Raw genomic sequence first — 24,826 nt, forward strand, 5'->3', positions numbered from 1 at the left:
AGAATTTTTTCAGAATTTAAAGAGTTTATTCTAGCTGGGGATGTATTAGATTTAGCTGTGGGTGTCGTTATTGGTAGTGCTTTTACTGCTATTGTCACTCAGGTTGTTGAAGGCTTAATCACACCGCTGATTGGCTGGTTTGTAGCTGCCATTACAGGCACAAGAGATCTTGAAAGTTCCCTATCCGTACTTGATTGGTCTCCAGTACCTGGCGTAACATTTCAATTTGGTGAGATCGTTAGCGCAGTGATTATTTTTATTCTTACCGGTTTTATTTTATTTATAATTGTCAAAACTGCTAATAAAGCTAAACTTACACAAGAAGAAGAAGAAGCTCCAGCTGCAGAGGATTACTTAGCTGAAATTCGTGATCTGCTACGTCAAGAGCAAGGTTTGCCTATTGAAACAGACGAAGACAATAGTGAAACAGACGCTGAAAACTCAGATTCTGAAACAACAAAAGAGTAAAAAATAGGAAAAAGTAGTTTTTATTAACTACTTTTTCCTATAAAAAATTTATTTTTAATTAAAATGCTTATGTTTCTTAATTAAACTGCATCAAGAAACTCAATTTCTACTGCTTTTGTTAAGACATCTGAATAGCTGTAAGAAACTCTTTCAAATGAATTTTCTTCTGGATCTAAATCTACGACAAAAACTGCTGGATATGTTTCTGCCAAAACGCCTCGACGTTGAGTCTGACGCTTTCTTCCTGTCTGAGCCACCAACATAATTTTACTGCCAATATGCTCTTCCAGGGCTTTTTTGATCGTTGCTAGAGTCGTTGGCATTACATTCACCTCAACACCTATTATACCACAAAATGATTAAAACTTAAAGTATACCACAAAATCTAAAAATTTGACAATAGCTTTTCAATAGAAAATCACTTCTTATATAAGACTAATTTTTGCGTGATTTTTCTTCTTGAACGGTCATAAGCATTACGCAAAGCAGCATTTTTTTGTTTTGATGGCGTTGGTGCATCTCCGTAAAAGAAACCGCAAAAAGCTCTTCTTTCTAAATTCGTTAATAAGGAAGTATTTTCTTCTAAAGTTTCTTGTACAAGCAGTTGTTCTAAAGGATCATCTGTATATGAACGATGTTCAATGGGTTTTATTCCTCCATTTTGAAAGACCTTTTGATCAAATGAAACATTACCTTCTGCGTTTTTTCTTTTATATGCACATTTTTTTCGTACTAAACTAACGATCACATTTTCAAAGGAACGTTTAAAAAGACCACCTAAGGTTATTTCTGTATCACCTTTGTACGCATGTAAACAGTGATTAAATGTGATCAACCCTTCTTGGAACCAATCCTGTTCATCAAAATCATGTAGAAAAAATTTTGCTCTTACCGAATGAACTATAGGTTGATAACGATAATATAGTTCTAATAAGGCTTCTCCATCTCCTTGTCTTGCTTGTACAATTAAATTTTTTCCCATCAAAAAAAGCTCCTTTCATTTATTATCAATGAAAAGAGCGTATCATCGAAAAAAGTTATCGTCTCTCATTTACCTACGCAACTTTTTACAAAATATTCAACTTAATTCTCTTAATTTTTCCTCTAATTTTTTTAACTGTTTCTCATCCCAAGGTGAATTTCGTCGATAATCCGTATATTTTATGGATTCTTGATGACGTTTGATTGCTTCTTCAGTTTTTTTGACTGTTTTATATAATTACCTAGCTGAGACTCTCAAGGCTCCTTGTGAAAAAATCACCCATTGTTCTGCTAAATCGCTGGTAGCTACTGAAACTTGCGTCATTATATCATTAAGCTTGCCAGCAATCCTTTCAATATAACTATCAGCTGTCTCCCCTTCTTCAGTAAAAACAACTTCCAGCTGATATCTCGCATAATTTTTAGTAACCCCAGGAACAAATTGAGCATCAAAAACGACAATAACAGCTAACTTTTCATATTTAGCATAATTGGATAATGACTGTAACAGTTGTTCCCGCGCATCTTCCATTAAATCTTTATTTTTTAACTGTACAAGTTCAGGCCAAGCGCCAATCATATTATAACCGTCAACAATTAATAATGGTTTTTTCATACTTTCTCACTCATTTCGCTTCACGAAAGCTTCATACATTAGTATACCGCTGGCCACAGAAGCGTTCAAACTTTGTACATGACCTGTAATAGGAATCGTCAGCGTTTCGTCCACTTGTTTTTTCAATCCTGTATTCATACCATGTCCTTCATTACCAATAATTAATCCGATGGCTCCTTTAGCGTTCCATTCATGATAAGAAGTCCCGTTCATATCTGTGCCAAAAATCCAAAAACCTTTTTCCTTTAATTCAGTAACTGCTTGTGTCAAATTCGTCACACGAGCTACAGGCACATATTCAACCGCTCCTGTCGATGTTTTAACAACAGTAGGGGTAATCCCGCAAGCTCGATGCTTAGGAATAATTATACCATCTACACCTGAAGCATCTGCTGTTCTTAAAATCGAACCGAAATTGTGCGGATCTTCAATATGATCTAAAAGAACAAAAAATGGTTGAGATTTACTCTGCTCAATCAGCTCGTTCAACGTTAAATATTGATAAGGTGTTATTGCCAGTACAACACCTTGATGAACGCCGCCTTCACTCATTTGATCTAATTTTTGTTTAGGTACCCATTTTACAGGGACAGAATGTTCTTTTGCGAGTACTTTTAATTCTTCAATTTTAGTTCCTCCTGCTTCTTTTAACAGGAATAACTTATTTCCCCTTGCCTTTTTCAAAGCTTCTTGAGCTGCATAGTGACCAAAAACAAAATCTGTTTCATTAGTCTCAGGTTGATCTTTTGTTTCACGTGTAACTTTTTTATTTTTCGCTTTATTTTTTGTTTTCTTCATTTTTAACCTCCATATCGACTCGTTATCTTTGAATTCTCATTAATTGCTGAAAAAACGAGAAAATCATCATTTGCCTTAAATTTTTTTATTATTAAGCTATGTTTCTTCTATTTTTTTTATACACCATGTAACCAGTTCTTCCAAACGCTGCGTTTGTTTTGATAAATGTAAATATCCCATTAGGCTTTCAAAACCAGTCGACATACGGTAAGTCTTAACATCTGTATTTTTAGCGCTTGTATGACTCTTACTATTTCGTCCCCGTCGATAGTAAGTATCTTCATCTGTTTTTAATATCTGCTCGTCTAACATCTCTTGAATCAAAAAAGCTTGTGCCTTGGCCGATACATAAGAAGTTGCTAAACGATGGAGTTGGTTAGGGCGAGTATTTCCTATAGCTATCAAATGATCACGGATATAAACTTCGTAAATAGCATCTCCAACATAAGCTAGTGCCAGACCGTTTAATTGTTGATAATCTGTCATGTTTTTCTTCTCCACCTTGTTCCTTGTGGCGTATCTTCCAAAACAATTCCTTGTTCTTTCAACTGATCTCGGATTTCGTCGCTACGAATAAATTCTTTATTTTTACGAGCTTCATCACGTTCTAAAATCAATTGTTCCACTTGTTTATCAGCTAATTTTTCTTCAAATTCCACACCGAAAATAGTAAGAATTTCTATAAAATGATCTAAAGCATATTTTAACACTTCGTAAGAAACAGTGTTTTGTTCAATATAACGATTCATCCACTTAGCCATTTCATAAACAACTGTAATACCATTTGCTGCGTTAAAGTCGTCATCCATTTCTATAATAAACTGATCAATTAACTGCTTGAATTCGTCCTTTTTGTTATTATCATCATTTAAACTACTTATGGCATCATTTAAGCGAAAAACAGCATTCTCGTAAGTATTTTTTAAGCGTTGTAAATTATTATTTGCTTCTGTTAGTGTTTTTTGGCTATAGCGAATAGGACGACGATATTGCGTAGTAGATAGGAAAAAACGAACTACTTGTGGATCCATCTTATCCAAAATATCATGTACAGTTACAAAATTTCCTAGTGACTTGCTCATTTTCTCGTCATCTTCACCAATTGTCACGTATCCATTATGCATCCAATAATTAGCAAATGTTTTACCGGTTTTGGCCTCGCTTTGCGCAATTTCATTTTCATGATGCGGAAACTCTAAATCCTGTCCACCACCATGAATATCAATTGTATCGCCTAGCAGTTGTGTTGCCATAACAGAACATTCAATATGCCAACCAGGGCGACCTTCTCCCCAAGGAGCTGGCCAGGAAATTTCTCCTTCTTTCGCGTTTTTCCATAAAGCAAAATCTAAAGGATCCTCTTTTAATTGCTGTTCTACACCAGTCCGCTTACTAGCACCAACTTCTAATTCGTCGATTGATTGATCGCTTAAGCGGCCATATTCTGAAAATTTACGTGTACGATAATAAACATCTCCATCAACAACATAAGCATATTCTTTATCCAATAAAACTTGAATAAAATCAATAATTGCTTGCATATAATTAACGACTCGTGGATGATGATTTGCTGGTTTTACATTTAATTTTGTCGTATCTTGTTCAAAAGCTTTGATAAAACGTTCAGCAACTTCAGGTGTACTTATTTTTAACTCTTTAGCAGCTCTAATAATTTTATCATCAACATCTGTAAAATTTGATACATAGTTAACTTCATAACCACGATATTCCAAATAACGACGAATCGTATCAAAAGAAACTGTACTCCTGCCATTGCCTATATGAATATAATTATAGACAGTTGGTCCACAAACATACATTTTAACTTTTCCAGCGGTTATTGGCTGAAATTCTTCTTTTTTTCTTGTCAAAGTATTGAATATTTTTATCATCTAAAAGCTCCTTTCTACTTAAATTGTTAAAAATAAGCGTCTTTCAAGTAGGTTACATAACCTATTCGAAAGACGCTTACAAGCGTGGTTCCACTTTCTTTACTTATTATCTCATTAAAAGCGTAACGAGCTTTACTCGTCTTTGGTTTTGCCAAAGCCACTTACAGGTGCATTTCTCAACCTTTTTTTGACCGCCTTGCAGCAAATAGCCGTCTCTCTGTGAAAAAAACGATGATACTTCGTCTGTTCATTGTGTTTACAATACTTCATTTAAATGTGCCAATGCTGTTTGCTTACCTAATAGTTCAACAGTGTCTGGTAACTCTGGACCATGCATCGCTCCAGAAACTGCAATTCGAATTGGCATATATAAATTCTTTCCTTTCGAACCTGTTTCTTTTTGAACTTCTTTAATTGCTTTTTTAACAGTAGAAGCATCTACTATTTCTAGTTGTTCTAATTGTGCCTTAAATGCGCTAAGAACAGCTGGCACACTTTCACCTGCTAATACTTCTTTAGCTTTATCATCTAAAACCGGATGTTCACCAAAGAATAGGTAAGTCAAATCGACAATTTGCGCAGCATAACTCATTTGTGGTTGATACAAAGCAACTAATTTTTTCACCCATTCTAGGCGTTCAGGGCTAGGATCTTTTTCTACCCGTCCATCTGCTTGTAAATAAGGTAAACACAAATCAGTTAAGATATCTACGTCTAACTGTTTAATATAGTGATTTCCGATCCATTCTAATTTTTTAGCATCAAATGAAGCAGGGGATTTACTCAAACGACTTGACTCAAACATATCAATAATTTCTTGTTTTGAAAAAATTTCTTCTTCGCCCTTAGGGGACCAACCAAGTAAAGCAATAAAATTCAACATTGCTTCAGGTAAATAACCTAACTGGCGATACTGTTCAATAAATTGTAAAATCGATTCATCTCGTTTACTTAATTTTTTGCCCGTATCTGCATTAATGATTAAAGTCATGTGGCCAAATTTAGGGGGGGTCCAACCAAAAGCTTCATAAACCATCATTTGTTTTGGTGTATTGGCAATATGATCGTCCCCACGTAAAACATGGGTAATTCCCATCATATGATCATCTACCGTCACAGCAAAATTATAAGTAGGTACACCATCGGTTTTTTGAATAATAAAATCGCCACCGACATTATCTGATTCAAAAACAATTTCGCCTTTAACCATATCGTTAAAACGATATTCAGTATTTTTAGGTACACGGAAACGAACAACAGGCACGATACCTTGTGCTTCTTTTTCAGCCTGCTCTTCTGCTGTTAGATGAGCACATCTACCACTATAATGAGGGATTTCTCCGCGAGCTTTTTGCGCATCTCTATCAGCATCTAATTCTTCTTGGGTACAATAACATTTATATGCTCGATTACTAGCCAATAATTGCTCAATCAACGGTAAATAGATGTCTTGACGTTCTGATTGACGATAAGGACCATAATCACCTGGTTTTTCCGGAGATTCATCCCAATCAACGCCTAACCAAGCAAGGTTATCTAATTGGCTTTGTTCACCATCTTCAATATTACGCTTTTGGTCTGTATCTTCAATCCGAATAATAAATTGGCCATCCATGTGACGTGCATATAAATAATTAAATAAAGCAGTCCGAGCATTTCCTATATGTAAATGGCCTGTTGGACTCGGTGCATATCTTACACGTACTTTTGTCATTTTCATCTTCCTCTTCTATTTAAATCTTAGTCGCTTATTGCTTAATATAAATATAACTATTCAGCTAAAATTGTACATTTAAATGACAGATTAGTAAAGCCTGACGACTATCTAGCCCGCCTTTACTTACTTGTTATTAGTTTTATCATTTTGTCCCTGATTATCGATTCCTCTTCCTGCATGAGCTGGTTTTGCAAAAATCATACGTCCAGCAGCTGTTTGTAGCGCACTCGTTACAGTCACATTTAATCGTTCGTTCATATAATGTTGACCTTCTTCTACCACTACCATTGTACCGTCATCTAAATAAGCCACGCCTTGTTGACGCTCAGTACCAGCTTTTACAATCATTACTTCCATAGACTCTCCAGGAATAACAACCGGCTTAACCGCGTTTGCTAGCTGATTTATATTTAGTATAGGGACATTTTGAAATTCAGCAACCTTATTTAAATTATAATCATTGGTTACCACAATACCATCTAACAATTTAGCCAATTTTAATAACTTACTATCCACTTCTGAAATATCTTCAAAATCACCATCATACATTTCAACAGAGATTTCATCTTCTTTTTGCAAAGAATTGAGAATATCTAAGCCTCGTCGTCCCCGCACTCGTTTCAAACTATCTCCAGAATCAGCAATATATTGCAGTTCATCCAATACAAAGTTAGGGATTAAAAGTACGCCTTCAATAAAGCCCGTTTGCGCGATATCATAAATACGTCCATCGATAATGACACTAGTATCTAATATTTTATACTTATGAAAGTTATCTTCTACCTTGCGATCAAGTAATTGTTGTGTTTGCTGTTCAGTTTTCTTTCCCTTAGGTGCAAAAAGTTTTTTCCATTCGTCGATTCTTGTCACACTGATTTGAAAGCCAAAATAGCCAAATAAAATCATCAGCACAAAGGGGATAATGCTATTAACAAAAGGCACTTCCCAATTATAAAAGGGAACTGAGACGATCACACCAATAATCAACCCCAAAATTGTCCCCATGACACCAAATAAAAGATAAGTTAAACTAAATCCGCTTAACCATTTTTCGACCTTTTTAATTCCTGTTGAAATCAAATTAACTACCAATAATGAAAATAAATAAAAAATAAGTGCTCCGATCAAACTATTGGTAATATTATTATTTAACCATTCATTTTGCTGCTGTCCAATCGTTTCCCAAGCCAAGGGTAAGGAAGAAATCCCCAAACTTGCGCCAGCAAAAACCATTAAAACAGTAATTACTCGTTTTTGCATATACATCTCTCCGTTTGTCTATTTTTACCTAAATATACGTTTTAATGCTTCATCAAGTGTTGCTATACCAACAACCTCGATGTCAGCTGGCGCTTTCCAGCCGCTTAAATTATTTTTTGGTATATATACTTTCTCAAAACCTAATTTTTGAACCTCTTTTACGCGCTGCTCAATAGCACTCACGCGACGAATTTCCCCTGTAAGACCAATTTCTCCAATGAAACATTCAGTAGGTTTTGTGCCTTTTTCTTTATAACTTGAAGCAATACTAATAGCTATAGCTAGATCGATCGCTGGTTCATTTAATTTTACACCACCAGCTGCTTTTAAATAAGCATCCTGGTTTTGTAAAAGTAGACCTGCCCGTTTTTCTAATACAGCCATAATCAAAGAAACTCGATTAAAATCCAAGCCAGTAGCCGTTCGTTTAGCATTTCCAAACATCGTTGGTGTAACTAAAGCTTGTATTTCCACTAGAATAGGACGCGTTCCTTCCATCGCAACCACAATGGCAGATCCGCTAGTTCCTTCTAATCGTTCTTCTAAAAAAACCTGTGAAGGATTACTTACTTCTTTGAGGCCTTGTTCATACATTTCAAAAATGCCGATCTCATTGGTCGAACCAAAACGGTTTTTTACTGCCCTTAAAATACGAAAGCTTTGGTACTTATCCCCTTCAAAATACAATACCGTATCCACCATATGCTCTAGCATACGAGGCCCAGCGATAGAACCTTCTTTAGTCACATGGCCAACCACAAAGACGGCAATTTCGTTTGATTTAGCAATTTTTAATAACTCGGCCGTAGTTTCTCGAACTTGACTAACACTTCCGGCCACGCTTGATATATCTGGTTGTGTCATCGTTTGGATGGAGTCAATGATCACATAATCAGGTTGCAGCTTTTCAATTGTTTCTCGAATATCTTGCATACCCGTTTCAGCAAATAAATAAAAATCATTTTCGGCATCGCCTAACCGCTGAGCTCGTAATTTGATTTGTTCTGCACTTTCTTCTCCGGAGACATAAAGTACTGTTCCACCGGTTGCTGCTAACTGTTGCGATACTTGTAAAAGCAAGGTGGACTTACCAATACCAGGATCCCCGCCTAATAGAATCATCGATCCTGGAACCACACCTCCACCTAAGACACGGTTTAATTCATCTAGAGATGTCTTTACTCGTGGCTCTTTTTTAGGAACAACATCTTTTAAAAGTGTCGGCTGCATCTTGCTACCTGTCAGTGTTGTTCGATTCCTGCGATCGGTAGTGTCTTGTAGTTTTTCTTCTACCATCGAATTCCAACTACCACAATTAGGACATTTGCCTAGATACCTAGGTGAAATATAACCGCAATTTTGACATTCAAATTGTGTTTTTACCTTTTTTGCCATATTTTCCCTTCTTTTTATTTTACTTAGTCAGACGAACCTAGCCCACCTGTACGGTCATGCGTTGTTTGATCTTGATCCGCCTTTAAAAACGGCAAGAAAATCCCTTGGCCAATTCGTTCCCCTTTTTTTATTACCCTATCTTTTAAACCAAAGTTAGAAAACTGGAACATAATATGCCCCTCGTTTTCTGAATTGTTATAATAATCACTATCAATAATACCCACACCGTTTGCCACAAGTAAAAAACGTTTTAATGGATTACTGGACCGATTTGCCAGTTGTAAAAATTCGTCTTCCATCATATACGCCTTGATACCTGTAGGCACCAAAACAGGTTTAATATTTTTTTCTGTTGTTGGATTATCATTGATTTTCCTTGTTAAAAGCTGTTTCCAAATACTTGGGATTACCACTTCTTCTGCAGCTTCAAAGTCATATCCTGCAGAATGATGGGTCGCTCGTTGTGGTAAATGAATTTCTTTTTCTTTATAATCTGTCACTACTTTAAATCCTCTTTTTTCCATAAAAAACCTCCATAAAGACTATGCCTATTTTACCATATCTCGATAAAAAAACTGAATGTCTTATTGTTTTCTAAAAATTTCTCAAGAATTAGCAAAAAAAGCATTACTTTTTCATAAAACAAGCTTATCTTTGCAAGTTTTCAGTCAACGCGTTAGGATAAAATTAAATAAAAAAGAAAGGCAGGTATCACATAAATGACAAAAAACATTTTAGATGAAACGACTACTTTAAATAATGGGGTAAAAATGCCCTACTTTGGTTTAGGAGTATGGCAAACAGACAATCACACTGCACAAAACTCAGTTACTGAAGCAATCAAAAATGGTTACCGTTTGATCGATACTGCTAAAGAATATGGTAATCAAGCTGGCGTTGGCAAAGGAATCCGTGAAGGTTTAAAAGAAACCGGCGGCAATCGAAAAGATTTATTTATTACAACAAAGGTATTTAACGGGGACGCTGGCTATGATTCCACGATACGTGCTTTTTATGATACATTGCATGAATTACAATTAACTTATATCGATCTATATTTGATTCATTGGCCAGTGGATGGTCGTTATATTGACACTTGGCATGCTTTGGAAAAATTGTACAAAGACGGTTTAATCCGTGCTATTGGAATTTCTAATTTTGATAATGAACGATTACAAGATTTGCTTGATCATGCTAGCATTACTCCAGCAATTAACCAGATGGAATACAATCCATTAAATCAAGAAAAAGAAATTCACGAAATGGCAAGAATGACTGGCATACAATTAGAAGCCTGGTCTCCATTAGGTGGCGGTGAAGCATTAAATGATCCAATTATAAATCAATTAGCAGAAAAATACGATAAAACCGCTGCTCAAATTATTTTACGTTGGAATTACCAACAAGATGTAATCACCATTCCAAAATCTACTCATCAAAAACGTATTATTGAAAATAGCCAAATTGCTGATTTCGAGTTATCTGATGAAGATGTTCAAAAAATCCAAGAAATGGACCAAAAGAAACATACGATTTGGTATGATGTGTTTGACTGGCATAATGCAATCAAAGCTGAAACCGTACAAACTTGGGACGATACAGAAGAATATAAATCATAATAAAAAAGAAAGCTGGAGATGTCTCTAGCTTTCTTTTTTATTATTCTTCTGTTGGCTCAACTGATACTTTTTTCTGATAACTTTTTTGTAAATAAACAAAGCTATTTGATTTTTCTGTCTTTTCCAATTATTAAAGCTATACAAAATAAGTTTCGAATCTAAATTTTCTCTAATATTTTTTGTATAATAAATGACGAAAAGCTTATTTGTTAGTACAATAGATAGTAACCAAAGAAAAATGGAGAAAATTATGTACAAGGAAATTACAGATCCAAAACGTATCGTAATCAAAGTGGGGACAACAACCTTGATTTACCCAAATGGCAATATAAATTTAGCTAGTATTGATGAATTAGCTTTTGTATTGACTGATTTGCAGAATCGAGGAAAAGAGGTTATTTTGGTTTCTTCTGGTGCTATCGGCGTAGGATTAAACCAACTGCAGTTAAACCAACGACCTTTTTCAATTCCGCAACAACAGGCCGTAGCAGCTGTGGGGCAAGCAGAATTAATGGATATTTATAATCAACGTTTTCAAGTGTACAGCCAGCAAACAGCTCAAATTCTTTTAACAAGAGATATTATAGAGTACCCCGAAAGCCGTAATAATGTAATAAACACTTTAGAAGAACTGCTGGCTATGGGAATCATTCCTATTATTAACGAAAACGATACGGTAGCAGTTGATGAATTGGATCATTTAACAAAGTTTGGAGATAACGACCGACTTTCAACCATTGTTAGTGAATTAATGCGGGCTGAGTTACTCATTATGCTCTCAGATATTGACGGTTTTTATTCTGATAACCCTTTGAAAAATAAACAAGCAAAACTTTATCGTCGAATTACAAAAATTGATGACGAATTAATGAAACAAGCAGGCGCTAGTAACAATCAGTTTGGCACAGGTGGCATGTCTAGTAAACTTAAAGCAGCTAAACGCGTTTTGGATGTGAATGGTAGTATGGTATTAGCAAATGGTAAAAGACCTAAGATTATTTTTGATATTTTAAAAGGTGCAGAGGTTGGTACTTTGTTTAAGGGGGAATCAATTTGACAGATTTACAAACATTAGGACAACAAGCAAAAGAAGCAGCTACTCAATTAGCTCTTTTAAACACAAAAGAAAAAAATCAACTCTTAGAAAATATGGCTTTCGCTATCGAAAATAACACAGAAGAAATTTTACAAGCCAATCAAAAAGATCTTGAACAAGCAGATGAAAATGGGATAAAAGAGGTAATGAAAGATCGCCTGCGGCTATCAGAAGAACGAATTGAAGCGATGGCTACAGGCATACGTCAGGTCATTCAACTAAACGATCCGATTGGCACTATTAAACATATGTGGAAAAACGAAGAAGGTTTGACAATTGGACAAAAACAAGTGCCTATTGGCGTTATCGGTATTATCTATGAATCACGTCCCAATGTAACAACTGACGCAGCCAGTTTATGTTTTAAATCGGGCAACGCCGTTATTTTACGAGGCGGTAAAGAAAGTTTTTATTCTAACCAATTACTAGTCAGTATCTTACAAGAGGCATTAGAAGAAAGTCAGTTTTCTTCTCACGCAATTCAATTTATTGATGATACAACTCATGAAACGGCTAATGAAATGATGCAATTAACTGATTTTCTAGACGTCTTGATCCCTAGAGGCGGAGAAGGTTTAATCAAGCATGTCAAAGAAAACGCAAAAGTGCCTGTTATTGAAACAGGCACAGGTAATAATCATATTTACATTGATAAAGACGCGCAAGTAAATATGGCTACAGATATCGTAGCCAATGCTAAAGCGCAGCGTCCTTCTGTTTGTAATGCATGTGAAACGCTGTTGATTCATAAAGAAGTGGCCGCTTTCTTTTTACCAGCGATAGAAGAACGCTTAATAGAACTTGGTATTGAACTACGAGCAGACGAAATTGCTAGTGATTATCTTCCTTCTGCAACTTTAGCAACAGAAGAAGACTGGTCCACTGAATTTCTAGATTATATCTTAGCTATCAAGGTAGTAGACTCTTCTGAGGAAGCTATTTCCCATATCAATCGATACAATACAAAACATTCAGAAGCTATCGTAACCGATAATTATTTTACTGCTCAAAAATTTTTAAATGAAGTAGACGCAGCAGCAGTCTATGTTAATGCTTCTACTCGTTTTACTGACGGTTTCGTTTTTGGTTTTGGCGCTGAGATTGGTATTTCTACACAAAAATTACATGCAAGAGGCCCTATGGGATTAGAAGCCTTAACAAGTATAAAATATATTATTTATGGCGATGGACAAACTAGAGCGTAAGTTTCACGTGAAACAGCAAGTTTAAAACGGTATAATAAATTTATGAATAGATGTATTTTTTAAATTGTTATTCATATATCGTTTCTCCTTAGATAGTTTTCAATAAAATTACTGCTTGAGGCGGATGTAAACTTAAAAAAATTTTGCTATTCTTAGTATGAAAAATAGGAGGGACATATTATGAAAAGTCGTTCAAATTTCTTAAATATTCTAATCATCATTGGCGGATTGGTCTTAGCCAGCTTAGTACTGAAAATACTCTTATCCCTAGCCACAGGCGTTTTATATCTTGTCTTTAAATTTGGTATTCCGTTATTAATCATTGGCGGTGTCATTTACTGGTTAACAAGTAAGAGAGGTAGAAGGCCAAGAAGATAATAAATGGAACGGACAATTAAATTGTTCGTTCTTTTTTAATAAGATATTAAGACTAACTGTAAAATCGTTATATCTATCTCACAGACTTGAAACACTTCAGTTTCATCGCTATAATAACTTGAGGGCCACAATGGCCAATACGAAAAAAGCGAGGAAATTTATTGATTACTGTAAATAATGTGAGTTTGCACTTTTCTGGTCGCAAACTTTTTGATGACGTGAATTTAAAATTTACTCCTGAAAACTGCTACGGTTTAATTGGTGCTAATGGCGCCGGTAAATCTACTTTCTTAAAGATCTTATCAGGGGAAATCGAACCATCCACAGGTACTGTTAGCATGGGGCCTAATGAACGGATGGCTGTACTAAAACAAAACCACTTTGATTACGAACAGTTTCCGGTGATCGAAACTGTTATTATGGGACATAAACGTCTATATGATGTAATGAAAGAAAAAGACGCACTGTATATGAAGGAAGATTTCACAGATGAAGATGGTATACATGCCGCAGAATTAGAAACTGAATTTGCCGAATTAAACGGATGGGAAGCTGAATCAGAAGCAGCTGTACTTTTACAAGGATTAAATATCCCTGATACAATGCATCAAGTTCAGATGAGTGAATTGACTGAAGGACAAAAAGTAAAAGTATTGCTGGCCCAAGCACTATTTGGTAAACCGGATGTCTTGCTGCTTGATGAGCCAACAAATGGTTTGGATATTCCATCAATCAATTGGTTAGAAGAATTTTTGATTAACTTCGAAAACACTGTAATTGTCGTATCTCATGACCGTCACTTTTTAAATAAAGTATGTACACATATGGCTGATTTAGACTATGGAAAAATTAAATTGTACGTTGGTAACTATGATTTTTGGTTAGAATCCAGCCAATTAGCTACAAAATTACAACAGCAAGCCAACGCTAAAAAAGAAGAGCAGATCAAAGAATTACAAGAATTTATTGCTCGTTTTAGTGCAAATGCTTCAAAATCAAAACAAGCAACTTCGCGTAAGAAAATGTTGGATAAAATTACTTTAGACGATATTCAGCCTTCTTCTCGTCGTTATCCTTTTATCAGTTTTAAACCCGAACGTGAAATTGGTAATGACTTGTTACAAGTAGAAAATGTTAGTGTCACAATTGATGGCAAGAAAATTTTAGACAACATTTCCTTTACATTAAATAAAAATGATAAAGTTGCTTTTATCGCTAAAGATGATATTGCAACTACCACTTTATTAAACGTCATTACCGGATATACTAAACCTGATACAGGCACCGTGCGTTGGGGAGTTACAACAAGCCAAACTTATATGCCAAAAGATGCTAGTAATGAATTTGATAGCAATCTAACTATTTTAGAATGGTTGCGTCAATATGCGGATAAAGAAGAAGATGATAATACCTTTTTACGAAGCTTTTTAGGAAGAATGTTATTTTCTGGTGAAGAAGTTAACAAAAAAGTTAATGTCCTTTCTGGTGGTGAAAAGGTTCGTTGTCTATTATCTAAACTTATGCTGACTAAAGCTAATGTGTTACTTTTAGACGATCCTACAAATCATTTAGACTTAGAATCGATCACAGCATTAAACAACGGTCTAATAGACTTTAAAGGTTCATTGCTTTTTACTTCCCATGACCATGAATTTATACAAACATTAGCCAATCGTGTCATTGTAGTTTCAGACCAAGGTGTCGTTGACCGCATGGATACTACTTACGATGAATTTTTAGAAAATGAAGCTGTACAAGAACGTGTGGACCAACTGTATGCTTAATTATGCGATAAAAGTAAAGCAAGCCCCTTCAATTGAATTTGGAGAGGCTTGTTTTTTAAAATCTTTTTGTTTTTCCCGTTGAAAATAATGCTACACAACCGTAGCCTGTATGACTAGCAATCGTAGGACCTAAAGAAAAGCGTGTAATTGGTGTTTCTGGGTAGTGTTGTTTTAATTGTTTACTAACTTTTTCTAAAGCTTTTTCATCACCACTATAAGCAATATAAAAATGGTTAACTATAGATAAATCCAGGTCTTCAATTGTTTCATCTACCATTCTCTGCAAAGCTTTTTTACGTCCATGCACTTTATCAACACTTTGTAATTGGCCTTTCTCATCTACATTAAGAATGGGTTTAATATTTAACAAACCACCAATCGCTGCTTGTGCTTTGGTTACTCTACCGCCATGCACCAAATGTTTCAAATCATCAACAGTAAACCAGGAACGCAGATGCTCTTTGCATATATCTAGCCATTGAACGGTCTCTTCTAAAGTCCTACCTTCTTTTTGTAAACGAGCTGCTTCCATTACCAACATCCCCAAGCCTAAACTAGCAGTTTTGGTATCAAAGCTAGTAACCGTAAAATCAGGATATTCTTCTTTTAATAACTCAATTGCATTTAGACTGCTTTCATAAGAGCCGCTTAAACCTGATGAAAAGCCAACGTATAAAATAGATATTCCCTTTTTTGCATAGGGTCTAAAAAAATCCATATACCTACCAACATTAATTTGTGCAGTTTTTGGATGTTTATTTTCTTTTAATTGATCTAAAAACCATGAATTATCAAAAGTTCTTCCAAGATCATCAGTATATTCTTTCCCCTCTAACTCAACAAACATAGGTATGTAAGCAATTTTATCCTTATCTAACAAGTCCGCCGATAAATCGCAGCAGGCATCTGTTATAATTTGAAACATATTCTCGCTCCTTTGGCGTTAACTTTTCTTTATTATACCTTATATTCTCAAATAAATTAAGCTTTTTACGTTTATAAAAAAACATCAGAAATTTTCTCTGATGTTTTTTAAGTTATTTTAAATTTGTGACCAAACACTTTCTAAAATATTTGTTTGATTCCGATCGGGACCCACTGAAAAAGTAGAAATTCTTACCCCTACAAGTTCTGAAATTCGACGAAGATAATTTCGTGCATTTTCAGGCAATTCTTCCAATGTTTTACAATTTGTAACATCTTCTGACCAACCAGGTAATTCTTCATAAACAGGCTTACACCGGTTTAATTCTTTTAGACTAGCAGGGTAATGATAGATTAACTTCCCATCTAATTCATAAGCCGTACAGATTTTCACTGTATCTAAACCACTTAAAACATCCACACAATTTAATGATAAATTGGTAATACCAGAAACCCGACGCGAATGACGCATAACTACCGAATCAAACCAACCAACACGACGAGGACGTCCAGTCGTTGTACCGTATTCATGTCCTACTTTTCTGATTTGATCGCCTACTTCATCGAATAATTCTGTAGGAAAAGGACCGTCGCCTACACGAGAAGTATAAGCTTTACATACACCCACAACTTTATCGATCTTAGAAGGGCCCACGCCACTACCGATTGTCACTCCTCCAGCAACTGGATTTGACGAGGTAACAAAAGGATAAGTTCCTTGATCAAGATCCAGCATAACGCCTTGTGCTCCTTCAAAAAGTACGCGTCTCCCACGGTCCAAAGCATCGTTTAAAATGACAGAGGTATCTGTTACATATTGCTTGATTTGTTGACCGTACTCATAGAATTCTTCAAAAATATCCTCAAAAGCCATTGCATGGTCATCATACATTTTTTCAAATTGTCTATTTTTGTCTGCTAAATTAATTTTCAAACGTTCACTAAAGATATCCTTATCTAGCAAATCAGCGACCCTTATACCAACACGAGCTGCTTTATCCATATAAGCTGGCCCAATTCCTTTAATTGTCGTACCGATTTTATCAGCGCCTTTAGCATCTTCTTGCAATTGATCTAACTTGATATGATATGGCAAAATTACGTGTGCACGATCAGAGATTCGTAAATTTTCTGTTGATACACCGTGTTCTTTTAGATAATTCAATTCTTCTACAAGTGATTTGGGATTTACCACTACACCATTTCCGATAACGCTTGTTTTTTCTTTATAAAAAATACCAGAAGGAATTAGATGCAACTTATAAGTCACATCATCGAATTTAATCGTATGTCCGGCATTATCGCCACCTTGATAACGTGCGATCACTTCTGCATTTTCACTCAAAAAATCAGTAATTTTTCCTTTTCCTTCATCGCCCCATTGTGTTCCTACAACTACTACTGAAGACATATGAATACCTCTTTCTTTTTGGACTATTTAGTAAACAACTCAAGTTTCGCACACCAAATTCGGTAGATAACCCTTGATATAGTTGGGTAGCGTATCGATCCAGTGTTGTAGTTGACTTTCAATAAAGTCTTGTAGTGTACTTTCTGCTTTTTCGCTGACAGCCTGAATGATCTTGACCAACTCAAGCAATGCCACAGACCAATCAAGTTCTTTCATCTGATCTGCGAGTTCATAAAATAAGCCGCCCAGTGTCCGCTCGTCATTGGCACAGCGTTGTTGCCAGCTCAAGAGAATATAACGGGTAAATACAATGGTCGTGTGACAGAGCAGGGCTTGATAATTCCGTGTCTGTGTTTCTTGCGCTAAATGAAGCAGTGATTTTGATGCTTTAAAGAATGTTTCGATATCCCACCGTAAAGAATAGGTTTTGACGATCTCTTGAGAAGACAGCGTCAGATCATCCGTCATAATGGCTAACCAGGCACTTTGTTTACTGTGGTTTTTCACAAAAACGATCTTCACAGGATGCTGACCAGCACAGGGCTGGACGATAATGGACGAAAGAATAGCTTCAGCAGTTACTTCTTCCGTCGATTTTTGGTAGAGTTCGCTTAATTTATAAAAACGCCCTTGGTAGAGATATTTTGTTTTTCCGTTTTTCATCATCCCTATCGTATGAATGCCTAAATCGTGTAACCGATCGATCATTTTCGGACAAGTAAACCACTTGTCCATGAGCACATGCGTGGCATAAATGCCCTGATCAAGGGCACGTGCCACCATTTCAACCGCCACTTCAGGCATGGGACGCTGCGCTTCTTTGAATCGACGAGTGCCCACGGTTCGCTGGTCTTGTACAGAGATGGTGGGCTGGACTTTTTTATTGCCAGAAAGCAAACTAAAATCAATAGGCAGAAACGAATACCCATCGGAAAAACCCAACGTGAGCATACGATATCCTTTGTAGCCTTTTTGCAAGGCATGATCCCATAGACGGGCTAAACCAGGGACTTTTTGACTCCGATTTCGATAAAAGGTAGAATCGTCTAAAATCAAGGTGCGTAGATGAGTTTGAGGATCCGTCAGACGATGGATCTTTTCGATCACCGAAGTACTGAAACGAAGAAGAAAGGTCCGCCAGTTATTGTGAGGATCGTTCATCAAACGATAGACCGTATCTTTTTTCATCCATTGGTCCGCCTCACGTCCAGAAAGGACTTGATGAAGCGATTTGCCTTTAAAGACTAAAGAAAAAAGAAAAGTAAAGATGACTGCGACGGAATAGCCTTTTTGCTTGTGGATGTGAGCTTGACGCAAAAAGGAAGGCACCTTTAATTCGGAAAAAGTCGCTTTTACTTCATTTGGTAATTGATTTTTGATGGCTTTTAAGTGTATCATAAGGGCAAGAACTCCTTTGTCTTTGATTTGTGGTAAATCAATTATAAAACAAAGCGAGTTCTTTTTGTATCTTTTGTTAAAAAAGTCAAGAAGGCGATTGAATTCAATGCAGGCCCAGATCTGGCAATGGATTATCCTATTTTTTTATGTGCGAAACTTGAGTAAACAAAAAATAAACAGCAACGGCCTAGCTTATCGACTGCTATTTTTCATTCCTGAATTATTGTACCAACATCCCACTATTATTACAATGAAAAAATCGAATATTTATCTTTTAAAACTTTTTTCATTAGTCAAAAAACGAACATTAATAAAAAAATAATAAAAATATCTTATAAAAAACGAAAAAAACTATGATTTTAATAAAAATCATAGTTTTCGTATAATGTTTCAAGGGCCTTTTTTTCCTGAATCAATTTCTTACCAATATTTGTTTGTGATACCCTTGTACGATTTTCGACTCGTTCTACTAACCTTTTTGTTGATAGAATATCTTTTTGTTGTTCAACAGATTCTTTTACCGAAGAAAATGGTTGATGTGCCACTAATTGTAATCCATAACTATTTGATAATAATGTATAACCAGCTAAGCCAGTTTCTTTCTGATAGCTTTTGGCAAAACCGCCATCAATGACTAACATTCGACCATTAGCCTTAATCGGATTTTCTCCCTGATTTGCTTTTACTGGCGTATGTCCATTAATAATATGTCCTGTTATCGGCAAACCAAAGTCTTTTAGTATCTCTTGGCAGACTGCTTCTTGATTTCTTAACCGATAATAGGCATTTTTTTCTTCATGATGGGTTTGTTTGTCTTCAATATAATAACGTTCAAAAGTTGCCATAACTTTTTTACCAAATAAAGAAGAACACTCTCCTGTCCATAAATACCATAATAAATCAGTCGAAAAATCATTAGAAAGCTCCGGATGTGCATAACTATATCGGATTTGTGCTTCAAAAAAATCCAACAAGCTTTTCCCAGAATAGTGTGTCTGCCCAATTCTCAGTGATTTAAAATCTCCATTTTGATGAAGCGGGATACAACCGTGAAGTAATAAATTCCCATTATAGCATAAATACATATTCCCTTTTTCCATCAAAAAATCCATATGACGTCGTAAAGGTTCAGAGTTTTGAAATGAAAGTAACAAATTTTTTACTAGCTCTTCTTCTTCCCCTGTCAATTCACAAGGATTATCAGGATCAATTGTAGGTCCGCTGAAATCAACTAATGAATAGATTTTACCCTGAAGACTTATTGTTGAGTTAGTATAATTAATAAAATCTAGCATACTTCTTTCATCCATGAGAAATTCAGGTCGACGCTTGATCAATTGACCTTCTAATTTAAACTGTAATATAGCCGTTGCTTGCTGAATTTTATTCAGACTATCTTTTTCAGCAGCAGAAAAATCTGTTTCATCTTCTAATTTAGGTGAAAACTTATCTAATACCTGATAATATTTATGGCTATACTCTACTAAAGGTCGTAAATTAACACCATAACGATCCTCGATAATTGCTAAGTTTCCATATCTTGCACAAATACGTAAAACATTAATAAGAGCAAGTGGTGAACCGGCCATACTTGCCAACCAAATAATATCATGATTTCCCCATTGAATATCCACTGAATGATAATGAATTAAACGTTCCATGATCATGTCTGGTGCTGGTCCTCGATCATAAATATCTCCTACTACATGTAAATGATCTACAACAAAACGTTGAATGACGTAACATAAAGCACTTATTAAGGGGGCTGCTTGCCTTAGCTGAATAATATTATCTATAATTGCTTGAATATAAGCTTGTTTATCACTTTCTTGTTGCTTTTCTGTCAGTAATTCCTCAATAACGTAGCTAAAACGAGAAGGTAATGCTTTATGGACTTTTGAGCGAGTATATTTACGGCTAGTATAATTAACGACAGTGATCAATAATTGAATTTGCTGTGCATACCATTTTTTTACTTCTTCTTGTGTTTTTCTTTCTTTTTCTAACTTAATTTTTTCTTCTGGATAATAAATTAAAGTAGCCAATTCATCAATATCCACTGTTTTTTTATCTAAGCATTCGGCCAATTTTTCTTTAACACTTCCAGAACCATTGCGTAATACATGATCAAATGCAGCATATTCGCCATGTACATCGCTAATAAAATGTTCAGTTCCCTTAGGTAAATGTAAAATTGCTTCTAAATTGATAAGTTCAGTGATTACATTTTCTTTATTTTCAAAATTTTCCTTTAACAAACTATAATAGTTTACTCCTGACATCTATATACGCTCCCTCAAAAAGTAAAATTGGTATTGTTGTATATAAATACAATACAAGTTAATAAAAATAGTTGCAAGCCTTTTTATTAAAAAAACTTACAACTATAATTCTTTACGTATATAAATTGGTATAGCCAATTAATCACTCAAATGCTGTTCGCGGTGAAAGAGAAGAAAATTTGTTATATTCTTTTATAAATAGTAACTCGACAGTCCCTCGCGCGCCATTCCGATTCTTTTCAATAATAACTTCAATTACATTGTCATTACCTGCTTCTTCTTCTTCCTCTTCATCATTTTCACGTTGATAATAATCATCACGATATAAGAAGGCTACAATATCAGCATCTTGTTCGATCGAACCTGACTCACGAATGTCACTTAAAACCGGTCTTTTATCTTGTCTTTGTTCCACACCACGAGATAATTGTGAAAGAGCTACAACTGGAACGTTTAATTCTTTTGCCAATTTTTTCAATTGACGAGAAATTTCCGATACTTCTTGTTGACGGCTTTCTCTACCTGAACCCTCAATTAATTGCAGATAATCGATTAAAATCAAGCCCAGGTTTCCTTTTTCTTGGGCTAATTTTCGACAACGTGCACGGATCTCAGAAACCTTAATTCCCGGTGTATCATCGATATAAATACTTGCTTTAGATAAACTACCCATTGCTACGATCAAATTACGCCATTCTTCATCTGTCAATTGCCCAGTACGTAAATGACTCGCATCAATGGAGCCTTCTGCACAAAGCATCCGACTAACTAACGATTCAGCGCCCATTTCCAAACTAAAAATAGCTACCGTATTATCGGTTTTTGTACCCACGTTTTGAGCAATATTTAAAGCAAAAGCAGTTTTTCCTACTGCAGGACGAGCTGCAATAATCAATAGTTCATCTTTTTGTAAACCAGCCGTCATTTTATCCAATGCTTGATAACCCGTAGGCAAACCAGTAATTTCTTCATTATTTTGAGCCAATTCGTCTATATTTTCGATCGTTTGGTTTAAAACATCTGCGATTGATTGGAAACCATTACTGTTTCTTTTCTCAGAAACTTCCATGATGCTTTTTTCTGCATCTTCTACAATTTCCTGTACATTTTCATTTTGTTCAAAACCGCTACTTACGATTTTATTGGCTGTTTGAATCAACTGCCGTAAAATTGCTTTATCATCAACGATCTTAGCATAATAAGAGACACTTGATGAAGTAGGTGAAACTTGACTTAATTCGGTTAAATAACTGATACCACCGACATCTTCTAAATCATTTGTTTTTTCAATTTCAGCTTTTAAAGTAATTAAATCAATCGCTTCATTACGTTCATTAAGCTGATACATACATTGAAAAATAATTTGGTGGCTCCTACGATAAAAACTGCTGGGTTCTAGCAATTCCATTGCTTCAATAATCGCATCCGAATCAAGAAAAATGGCACCCAATACAGCTTGTTCCGCTTCTATATCTTGTGGTGGGATACGATCTTGCCAAACTTCATTCATATTTTTTTCTCCTAAATACCTTCGTTTACAAACATACGAATATTCTTTTGAAAACGCAAGGCAGATCTGCTCATTACCAGACCTGCCTCTTCTTATTCTTCTACTACATGTACTCTAATAGTGCCTGTTACTTCAGGGTGCAACTTAACTGCTACGTTTGTATAACCCATTGAGCGAATAGGGTCTTTTAATTCAATTTTTCTTTTATCCACTTTAATATTATATTGACTCTTTAAAGCTTGTGCAATTTGTTTAGATGGGACTGAACCAAAAAGACGACCATCTTCACCGGCTTTAGCTGTAATCTCTACTACCGTTTTCTCATCTTCTAAATCATCTTTTATTTTTTGAGCTTCTTGTAGTTGTTCAGCTTCTTCTTTTTCTTGAGCTTGCTCTTTACCGCGCATTGCAGCTACATTCTTTTGATTTGCTTCTTTTGCTAAGTTATTTTTTATTAAATAATTTTGCGCATAACCATTGGGAACATTTTTTACTTCCCCTTTTTTTCCTTTTCCCTTTACATCTTGTAAGAAAATAACTTTCATCGTTTTCTCACTCCTTGTCATCTAATTTTTTTAACTCATTAATTAAACTTTTTTGTACTTCTTTCATTGACTGATCTTTAATTTGAGTTGCGGCATTACTGAAATGACCACCACCACCCAATTTTTCCATAATCCGTTGAACATTTACACCACCAGAACTTCTTGCGTTGATAGAAATTTCATGTTCAAACTGTTTTGTTATAACAAAGGCTGCCTCGATATCATTCATAGACAATAAAGTGTCTGCTGCCTTAGAAGCTGTGACATTATCATAAATTTCATTTTCAGAAGCTGCTGCCACAACAATATTTTTGGTTATATATTCACTACGTGCTACCAGTTCACTCATTTGTAGATATGAATTTAAATCTGAACTCAACAAATAGCGTACCAATGTCAAATCAGCACCATGACTTTTTAAATAACTTGCCATTTGAAAAGTTTGTGCTGTTGTTCGAGTAAAAAAGCTCTTCGTATCGACATAAATCCCTGATAATAATAAACCAGCAATAAATTTAGGTACTTTTTTTCGTTTATTTGATTGAAATTGGATCAATTCTGCTACTAACTCACTCGCTGAAGACGAAGCAGGCTCAACATAAGTAAGTAAAGGATGATCTGGAAACTCCTCACCACGTCGATGATGGTCAATAATCATAATTTTATCAAAGGCTTCAAACGCCTCTTTTGAAATAGAAAGCGACGGTCGATTATAATCCACCATAACCAACACACTATCATCATCAATATACTCTAGTGCCTTTTTTCCAGAAAAGATCAACTTAGCTATTTCAGGGTGTTTATTTATTTCTGTTAAACAACGCTCAGTATCTTCTGTTACTTCATCTTGTTCAATGATCACATAGCATTCTTTTTGATTAAACTGAGCTAAAGCAGCTACACCAAAAGCACTACCAATAGCGTCCATATCTGGATAACGATGTCCCATAATAAAAATCTTTTTATTTTCAGAAAAAATTTTCTTTAAAGAAGTGCTCATTGCTCGTGAACGTGTCCGCGTTCGGCGAATGGTACCTTCTGTTTGTCCACCAAAAAATTGCGGCTTTGCTTGCGAGTCAGCATCCTTTAATACAACTTGATCGCCGCCTCGTGCTAAGGCCATATCTAAATTGTTTTGGGCAACTTCGCCTATTTTTTCCATCGAGCTATGACCGTATGCTACTCCCATACTCATCGTTAGTACAAATTCGCTATTTGTATTTGATTCTTTTAGTCGTTGTAAAATATCAAATTTTTTTTCTTTAATCTGTTCAAATTCATTCATACTAGCGACAAAAAAATAGCGATCCGTATTTACTCGTTTGTAAAAAATATGATATTCATTCGCCCAGTCAGAAATCATTGTTGTCACTAATGTATTCAATAAAGAAATATTTTTATCATCCATTTTATCAATGATATCGTCATAATTATCCAAAGAAATAATGCCGATCACAGTCATAGACAGGGCTCCTTATAATTTCAAAATCCAATTAACAAAACTAAATAATCGCTTAACTTTTATAAAAAAATATTTTTATCTGGAC

Annotated in this window: 22 protein-coding genes, 1 pseudogene and 1 other annotated feature; of the genes and pseudogenes, 6 read left to right on the forward strand and 17 right to left on the reverse strand. The window is 35.3% G+C overall.

Going from position 1 to position 24,826, the window contains the following annotated elements; translation table 11 throughout:
* Positions 1-3 precede the first annotated feature (3 nt).
* Complete coding sequence (mscL, locus tag C7K42_RS08320) at positions 4-468, forward strand: large conductance mechanosensitive channel protein MscL (RefSeq protein WP_069029353.1); 465 nt, start codon at positions 4-6, stop codon at positions 466-468.
* 80 nt (positions 469-548) lie between these two features.
* Here mscL and C7K42_RS08325 read toward each other — a convergent pair whose 3' ends face one another.
* The 10 genes and pseudogenes from C7K42_RS08325 to C7K42_RS08370 form a co-directional block, all read right to left on the reverse strand.
* Positions 549-791: a Veg family protein gene (locus C7K42_RS08325; RefSeq protein ID WP_014123427.1), complete on the reverse strand. Its 243-nt coding sequence runs from the start codon at positions 789-791 to the stop codon at positions 549-551.
* A gap of 95 nt (positions 792-886) precedes the next feature.
* A complete protein-coding gene (locus C7K42_RS08330) occupies positions 887-1,450 on the reverse strand; it encodes a sigma-70 RNA polymerase sigma factor region 4 domain-containing protein (protein ID WP_061841443.1) in 564 nt (187 codons plus the stop codon).
* Positions 1,451-1,546: 96 nt separating this feature from the next.
* Positions 1,547-2,065, reverse strand: a pseudogene (locus C7K42_RS08335) (NYN domain-containing protein).
* 6 nt (positions 2,066-2,071) lie between these two features.
* A complete protein-coding gene (gene rlmB, locus C7K42_RS08340; protein WP_014123424.1) occupies positions 2,072-2,863 on the reverse strand; it encodes a 23S rRNA (guanosine(2251)-2'-O)-methyltransferase RlmB in 792 nt (263 codons plus the stop codon).
* A 96-nt stretch (positions 2,864-2,959) separates the two neighbouring features.
* Positions 2,960-3,349: a Mini-ribonuclease 3 gene (locus tag C7K42_RS08345; protein WP_014123423.1), complete on the reverse strand. Its 390-nt coding sequence runs from the start codon at positions 3,347-3,349 to the stop codon at positions 2,960-2,962.
* Complete coding sequence (cysS, locus tag C7K42_RS08350) at positions 3,346-4,755, reverse strand: cysteine--tRNA ligase (RefSeq protein ID WP_014123422.1); 1,410 nt, start codon at positions 4,753-4,755, stop codon at positions 3,346-3,348. Before cysS ends, C7K42_RS08345 begins: the two co-directional genes overlap by 4 nt.
* Before the next feature lie 65 nt (positions 4,756-4,820).
* Positions 4,821-5,015: a binding site (T-box leader), on the reverse strand.
* A complete protein-coding gene (gltX, locus tag C7K42_RS08355) occupies positions 5,012-6,469 on the reverse strand; it encodes a glutamate--tRNA ligase (RefSeq protein WP_014123421.1) in 1,458 nt (485 codons plus the stop codon). It overlaps the preceding feature by 4 nt.
* A gap of 126 nt (positions 6,470-6,595) precedes the next feature.
* Positions 6,596-7,732, reverse strand: a complete 1,137-nt coding sequence (locus tag C7K42_RS08360; protein ID WP_041591731.1) for a PIN/TRAM domain-containing protein — start codon at positions 7,730-7,732, stop codon at positions 6,596-6,598.
* A gap of 24 nt (positions 7,733-7,756) precedes the next feature.
* Positions 7,757-9,127: a DNA repair protein RadA gene (gene radA / locus C7K42_RS08365; protein ID WP_014123419.1), complete on the reverse strand. Its 1,371-nt coding sequence runs from the start codon at positions 9,125-9,127 to the stop codon at positions 7,757-7,759.
* Positions 9,128-9,150: 23 nt separating this feature from the next.
* Positions 9,151-9,651, reverse strand: coding sequence for a dCTP deaminase/dUTPase family protein (locus C7K42_RS08370; RefSeq protein ID WP_014123418.1), 501 nt, complete (start codon positions 9,649-9,651; stop codon positions 9,151-9,153).
* A gap of 195 nt (positions 9,652-9,846) precedes the next feature.
* Here C7K42_RS08370 and C7K42_RS08375 point away from each other — a divergent pair, with 195 nt between their 5' ends.
* From C7K42_RS08375 to C7K42_RS08395, 5 genes are all read left to right on the forward strand, one after another.
* Positions 9,847-10,746, forward strand: a complete 900-nt coding sequence (locus C7K42_RS08375) for an aldo/keto reductase (RefSeq protein ID WP_014123417.1) — start codon at positions 9,847-9,849, stop codon at positions 10,744-10,746.
* Positions 10,747-10,996: 250 nt separating this feature from the next.
* Positions 10,997-11,803 (forward strand): glutamate 5-kinase, encoded by an 807-nt coding sequence (proB, locus tag C7K42_RS08380; protein WP_014123416.1) that lies wholly within the window; start codon positions 10,997-10,999, stop codon positions 11,801-11,803.
* Positions 11,800-13,047 carry a glutamate-5-semialdehyde dehydrogenase gene (locus C7K42_RS08385; RefSeq protein ID WP_014123415.1) on the forward strand — a complete coding sequence of 416 codons (1,248 nt, stop codon included), beginning with the start codon at positions 11,800-11,802 and terminating at the stop codon, positions 13,045-13,047. Before proB ends, C7K42_RS08385 begins: the two co-directional genes overlap by 4 nt.
* Positions 13,048-13,227: 180 nt before the next feature.
* On the forward strand, positions 13,228-13,425 hold the full coding sequence (locus C7K42_RS08390) for a hypothetical protein (RefSeq protein ID WP_014123414.1): 198 nt from the start codon (positions 13,228-13,230) through the stop codon (positions 13,423-13,425).
* Positions 13,426-13,586: 161 nt separating this feature from the next.
* On the forward strand, positions 13,587-15,209 hold the full coding sequence (locus C7K42_RS08395; RefSeq protein ID WP_014123413.1) for an ABC-F family ATP-binding cassette domain-containing protein: 1,623 nt from the start codon (positions 13,587-13,589) through the stop codon (positions 15,207-15,209).
* Positions 15,210-15,264: 55 nt separating this feature from the next.
* Here C7K42_RS08395 and C7K42_RS08400 read toward each other — a convergent pair whose 3' ends face one another.
* The 7 genes from C7K42_RS08400 to C7K42_RS08430 form a co-directional block, all read right to left on the reverse strand.
* Positions 15,265-16,134 (reverse strand): DegV family protein, encoded by an 870-nt coding sequence (locus C7K42_RS08400; RefSeq protein WP_014123412.1) that lies wholly within the window; start codon positions 16,132-16,134, stop codon positions 15,265-15,267.
* 117 nt (positions 16,135-16,251) lie between these two features.
* Positions 16,252-17,544 (reverse strand): adenylosuccinate synthase, encoded by a 1,293-nt coding sequence (locus tag C7K42_RS08405; protein WP_014123411.1) that lies wholly within the window; start codon positions 17,542-17,544, stop codon positions 16,252-16,254.
* Between the two features lie 39 nt (positions 17,545-17,583).
* Positions 17,584-18,942, reverse strand: coding sequence for an IS4-like element ISTeha3 family transposase (locus C7K42_RS08410; RefSeq protein WP_103099640.1), 1,359 nt, complete (start codon positions 18,940-18,942; stop codon positions 17,584-17,586).
* 359 nt (positions 18,943-19,301) lie between these two features.
* Positions 19,302-21,224, reverse strand: coding sequence for a fructose-1,6-bisphosphatase (locus tag C7K42_RS08415; RefSeq protein ID WP_014123410.1), 1,923 nt, complete (start codon positions 21,222-21,224; stop codon positions 19,302-19,304).
* Positions 21,225-21,366: 142 nt separating this feature from the next.
* Positions 21,367-22,734, reverse strand: a complete 1,368-nt coding sequence (gene dnaB, locus C7K42_RS08420; protein ID WP_014123409.1) for a replicative DNA helicase — start codon at positions 22,732-22,734, stop codon at positions 21,367-21,369.
* A 92-nt stretch (positions 22,735-22,826) separates the two neighbouring features.
* Positions 22,827-23,279: a 50S ribosomal protein L9 gene (gene rplI / locus C7K42_RS08425; protein ID WP_014123408.1), complete on the reverse strand. Its 453-nt coding sequence runs from the start codon at positions 23,277-23,279 to the stop codon at positions 22,827-22,829.
* A gap of 7 nt (positions 23,280-23,286) precedes the next feature.
* The gene (locus C7K42_RS08430; RefSeq protein ID WP_014123407.1) at positions 23,287-24,741 is read right to left on the reverse strand and encodes a GGDEF domain-containing protein; all 1,455 of its coding nucleotides are present in this window, start codon (positions 24,739-24,741) and stop codon (positions 23,287-23,289) included.
* Positions 24,742-24,826: the final 85 nt, after the last annotated feature.

Source organism: Tetragenococcus halophilus subsp. halophilus DSM 20339, from assembly GCF_003841405.1.
Classification (GTDB): Bacteria; Bacillota; Bacilli; order Lactobacillales; family Enterococcaceae; genus Tetragenococcus; species Tetragenococcus halophilus.

Excerpts from the sequence above, each read along its gene's own strand:
- C7K42_RS08370 (WP_014123418.1), bottom strand. The coding sequence starts at position 9,651 with ATGGAAAAAAGAGGATTTAAAGTAGTGACAGATTATAAAGAAAAAGAA.
- rlmB (WP_014123424.1), bottom strand. The coding sequence starts at position 2,863 with ATGAAGAAAACAAAAAATAAAGCGAAAAATAAAAAAGTTACACGTGAA.
- C7K42_RS08375 (WP_014123417.1), top strand. The coding sequence starts at position 9,847 with ATGACAAAAAACATTTTAGATGAAACGACTACTTTAAATAATGGGGTA.
- C7K42_RS08415 (WP_014123410.1), bottom strand. The coding sequence starts at position 21,224 with ATGTCAGGAGTAAACTATTATAGTTTGTTAAAGGAAAATTTTGAAAAT.
- C7K42_RS08345 (WP_014123423.1), bottom strand. The coding sequence starts at position 3,349 with ATGACAGATTATCAACAATTAAACGGTCTGGCACTAGCTTATGTTGGA.
- dnaB (WP_014123409.1), bottom strand. The coding sequence starts at position 22,734 with ATGAATGAAGTTTGGCAAGATCGTATCCCACCACAAGATATAGAAGCG.
- C7K42_RS08325 (WP_014123427.1), bottom strand. The coding sequence starts at position 791 with ATGCCAACGACTCTAGCAACGATCAAAAAAGCCCTGGAAGAGCATATT.
- C7K42_RS08330 (WP_061841443.1), bottom strand. The coding sequence starts at position 1,450 with ATGGGAAAAAATTTAATTGTACAAGCAAGACAAGGAGATGGAGAAGCC.
- C7K42_RS08405 (WP_014123411.1), bottom strand. The coding sequence starts at position 17,544 with ATGTCTTCAGTAGTAGTTGTAGGAACACAATGGGGCGATGAAGGAAAA.
- C7K42_RS08400 (WP_014123412.1), bottom strand. The coding sequence starts at position 16,134 with ATGTTTCAAATTATAACAGATGCCTGCTGCGATTTATCGGCGGACTTG.
- rplI (WP_014123408.1), bottom strand. The coding sequence starts at position 23,279 with ATGAAAGTTATTTTCTTACAAGATGTAAAGGGAAAAGGAAAAAAAGGG.
- C7K42_RS08410 (WP_103099640.1), bottom strand. The coding sequence starts at position 18,942 with ATGATACACTTAAAAGCCATCAAAAATCAATTACCAAATGAAGTAAAA.
- radA (WP_014123419.1), bottom strand. The coding sequence starts at position 9,127 with ATGGCAAAAAAGGTAAAAACACAATTTGAATGTCAAAATTGCGGTTAT.
- C7K42_RS08360 (WP_041591731.1), bottom strand. The coding sequence starts at position 7,732 with ATGCAAAAACGAGTAATTACTGTTTTAATGGTTTTTGCTGGCGCAAGT.
- cysS (WP_014123422.1), bottom strand. The coding sequence starts at position 4,755 with ATGATAAAAATATTCAATACTTTGACAAGAAAAAAAGAAGAATTTCAG.
- proB (WP_014123416.1), top strand. The coding sequence starts at position 10,997 with ATGTACAAGGAAATTACAGATCCAAAACGTATCGTAATCAAAGTGGGG.
- C7K42_RS08430 (WP_014123407.1), bottom strand. The coding sequence starts at position 24,741 with ATGACTGTGATCGGCATTATTTCTTTGGATAATTATGACGATATCATT.
- C7K42_RS08390 (WP_014123414.1), top strand. The coding sequence starts at position 13,228 with ATGAAAAGTCGTTCAAATTTCTTAAATATTCTAATCATCATTGGCGGA.
- gltX (WP_014123421.1), bottom strand. The coding sequence starts at position 6,469 with ATGACAAAAGTACGTGTAAGATATGCACCGAGTCCAACAGGCCATTTA.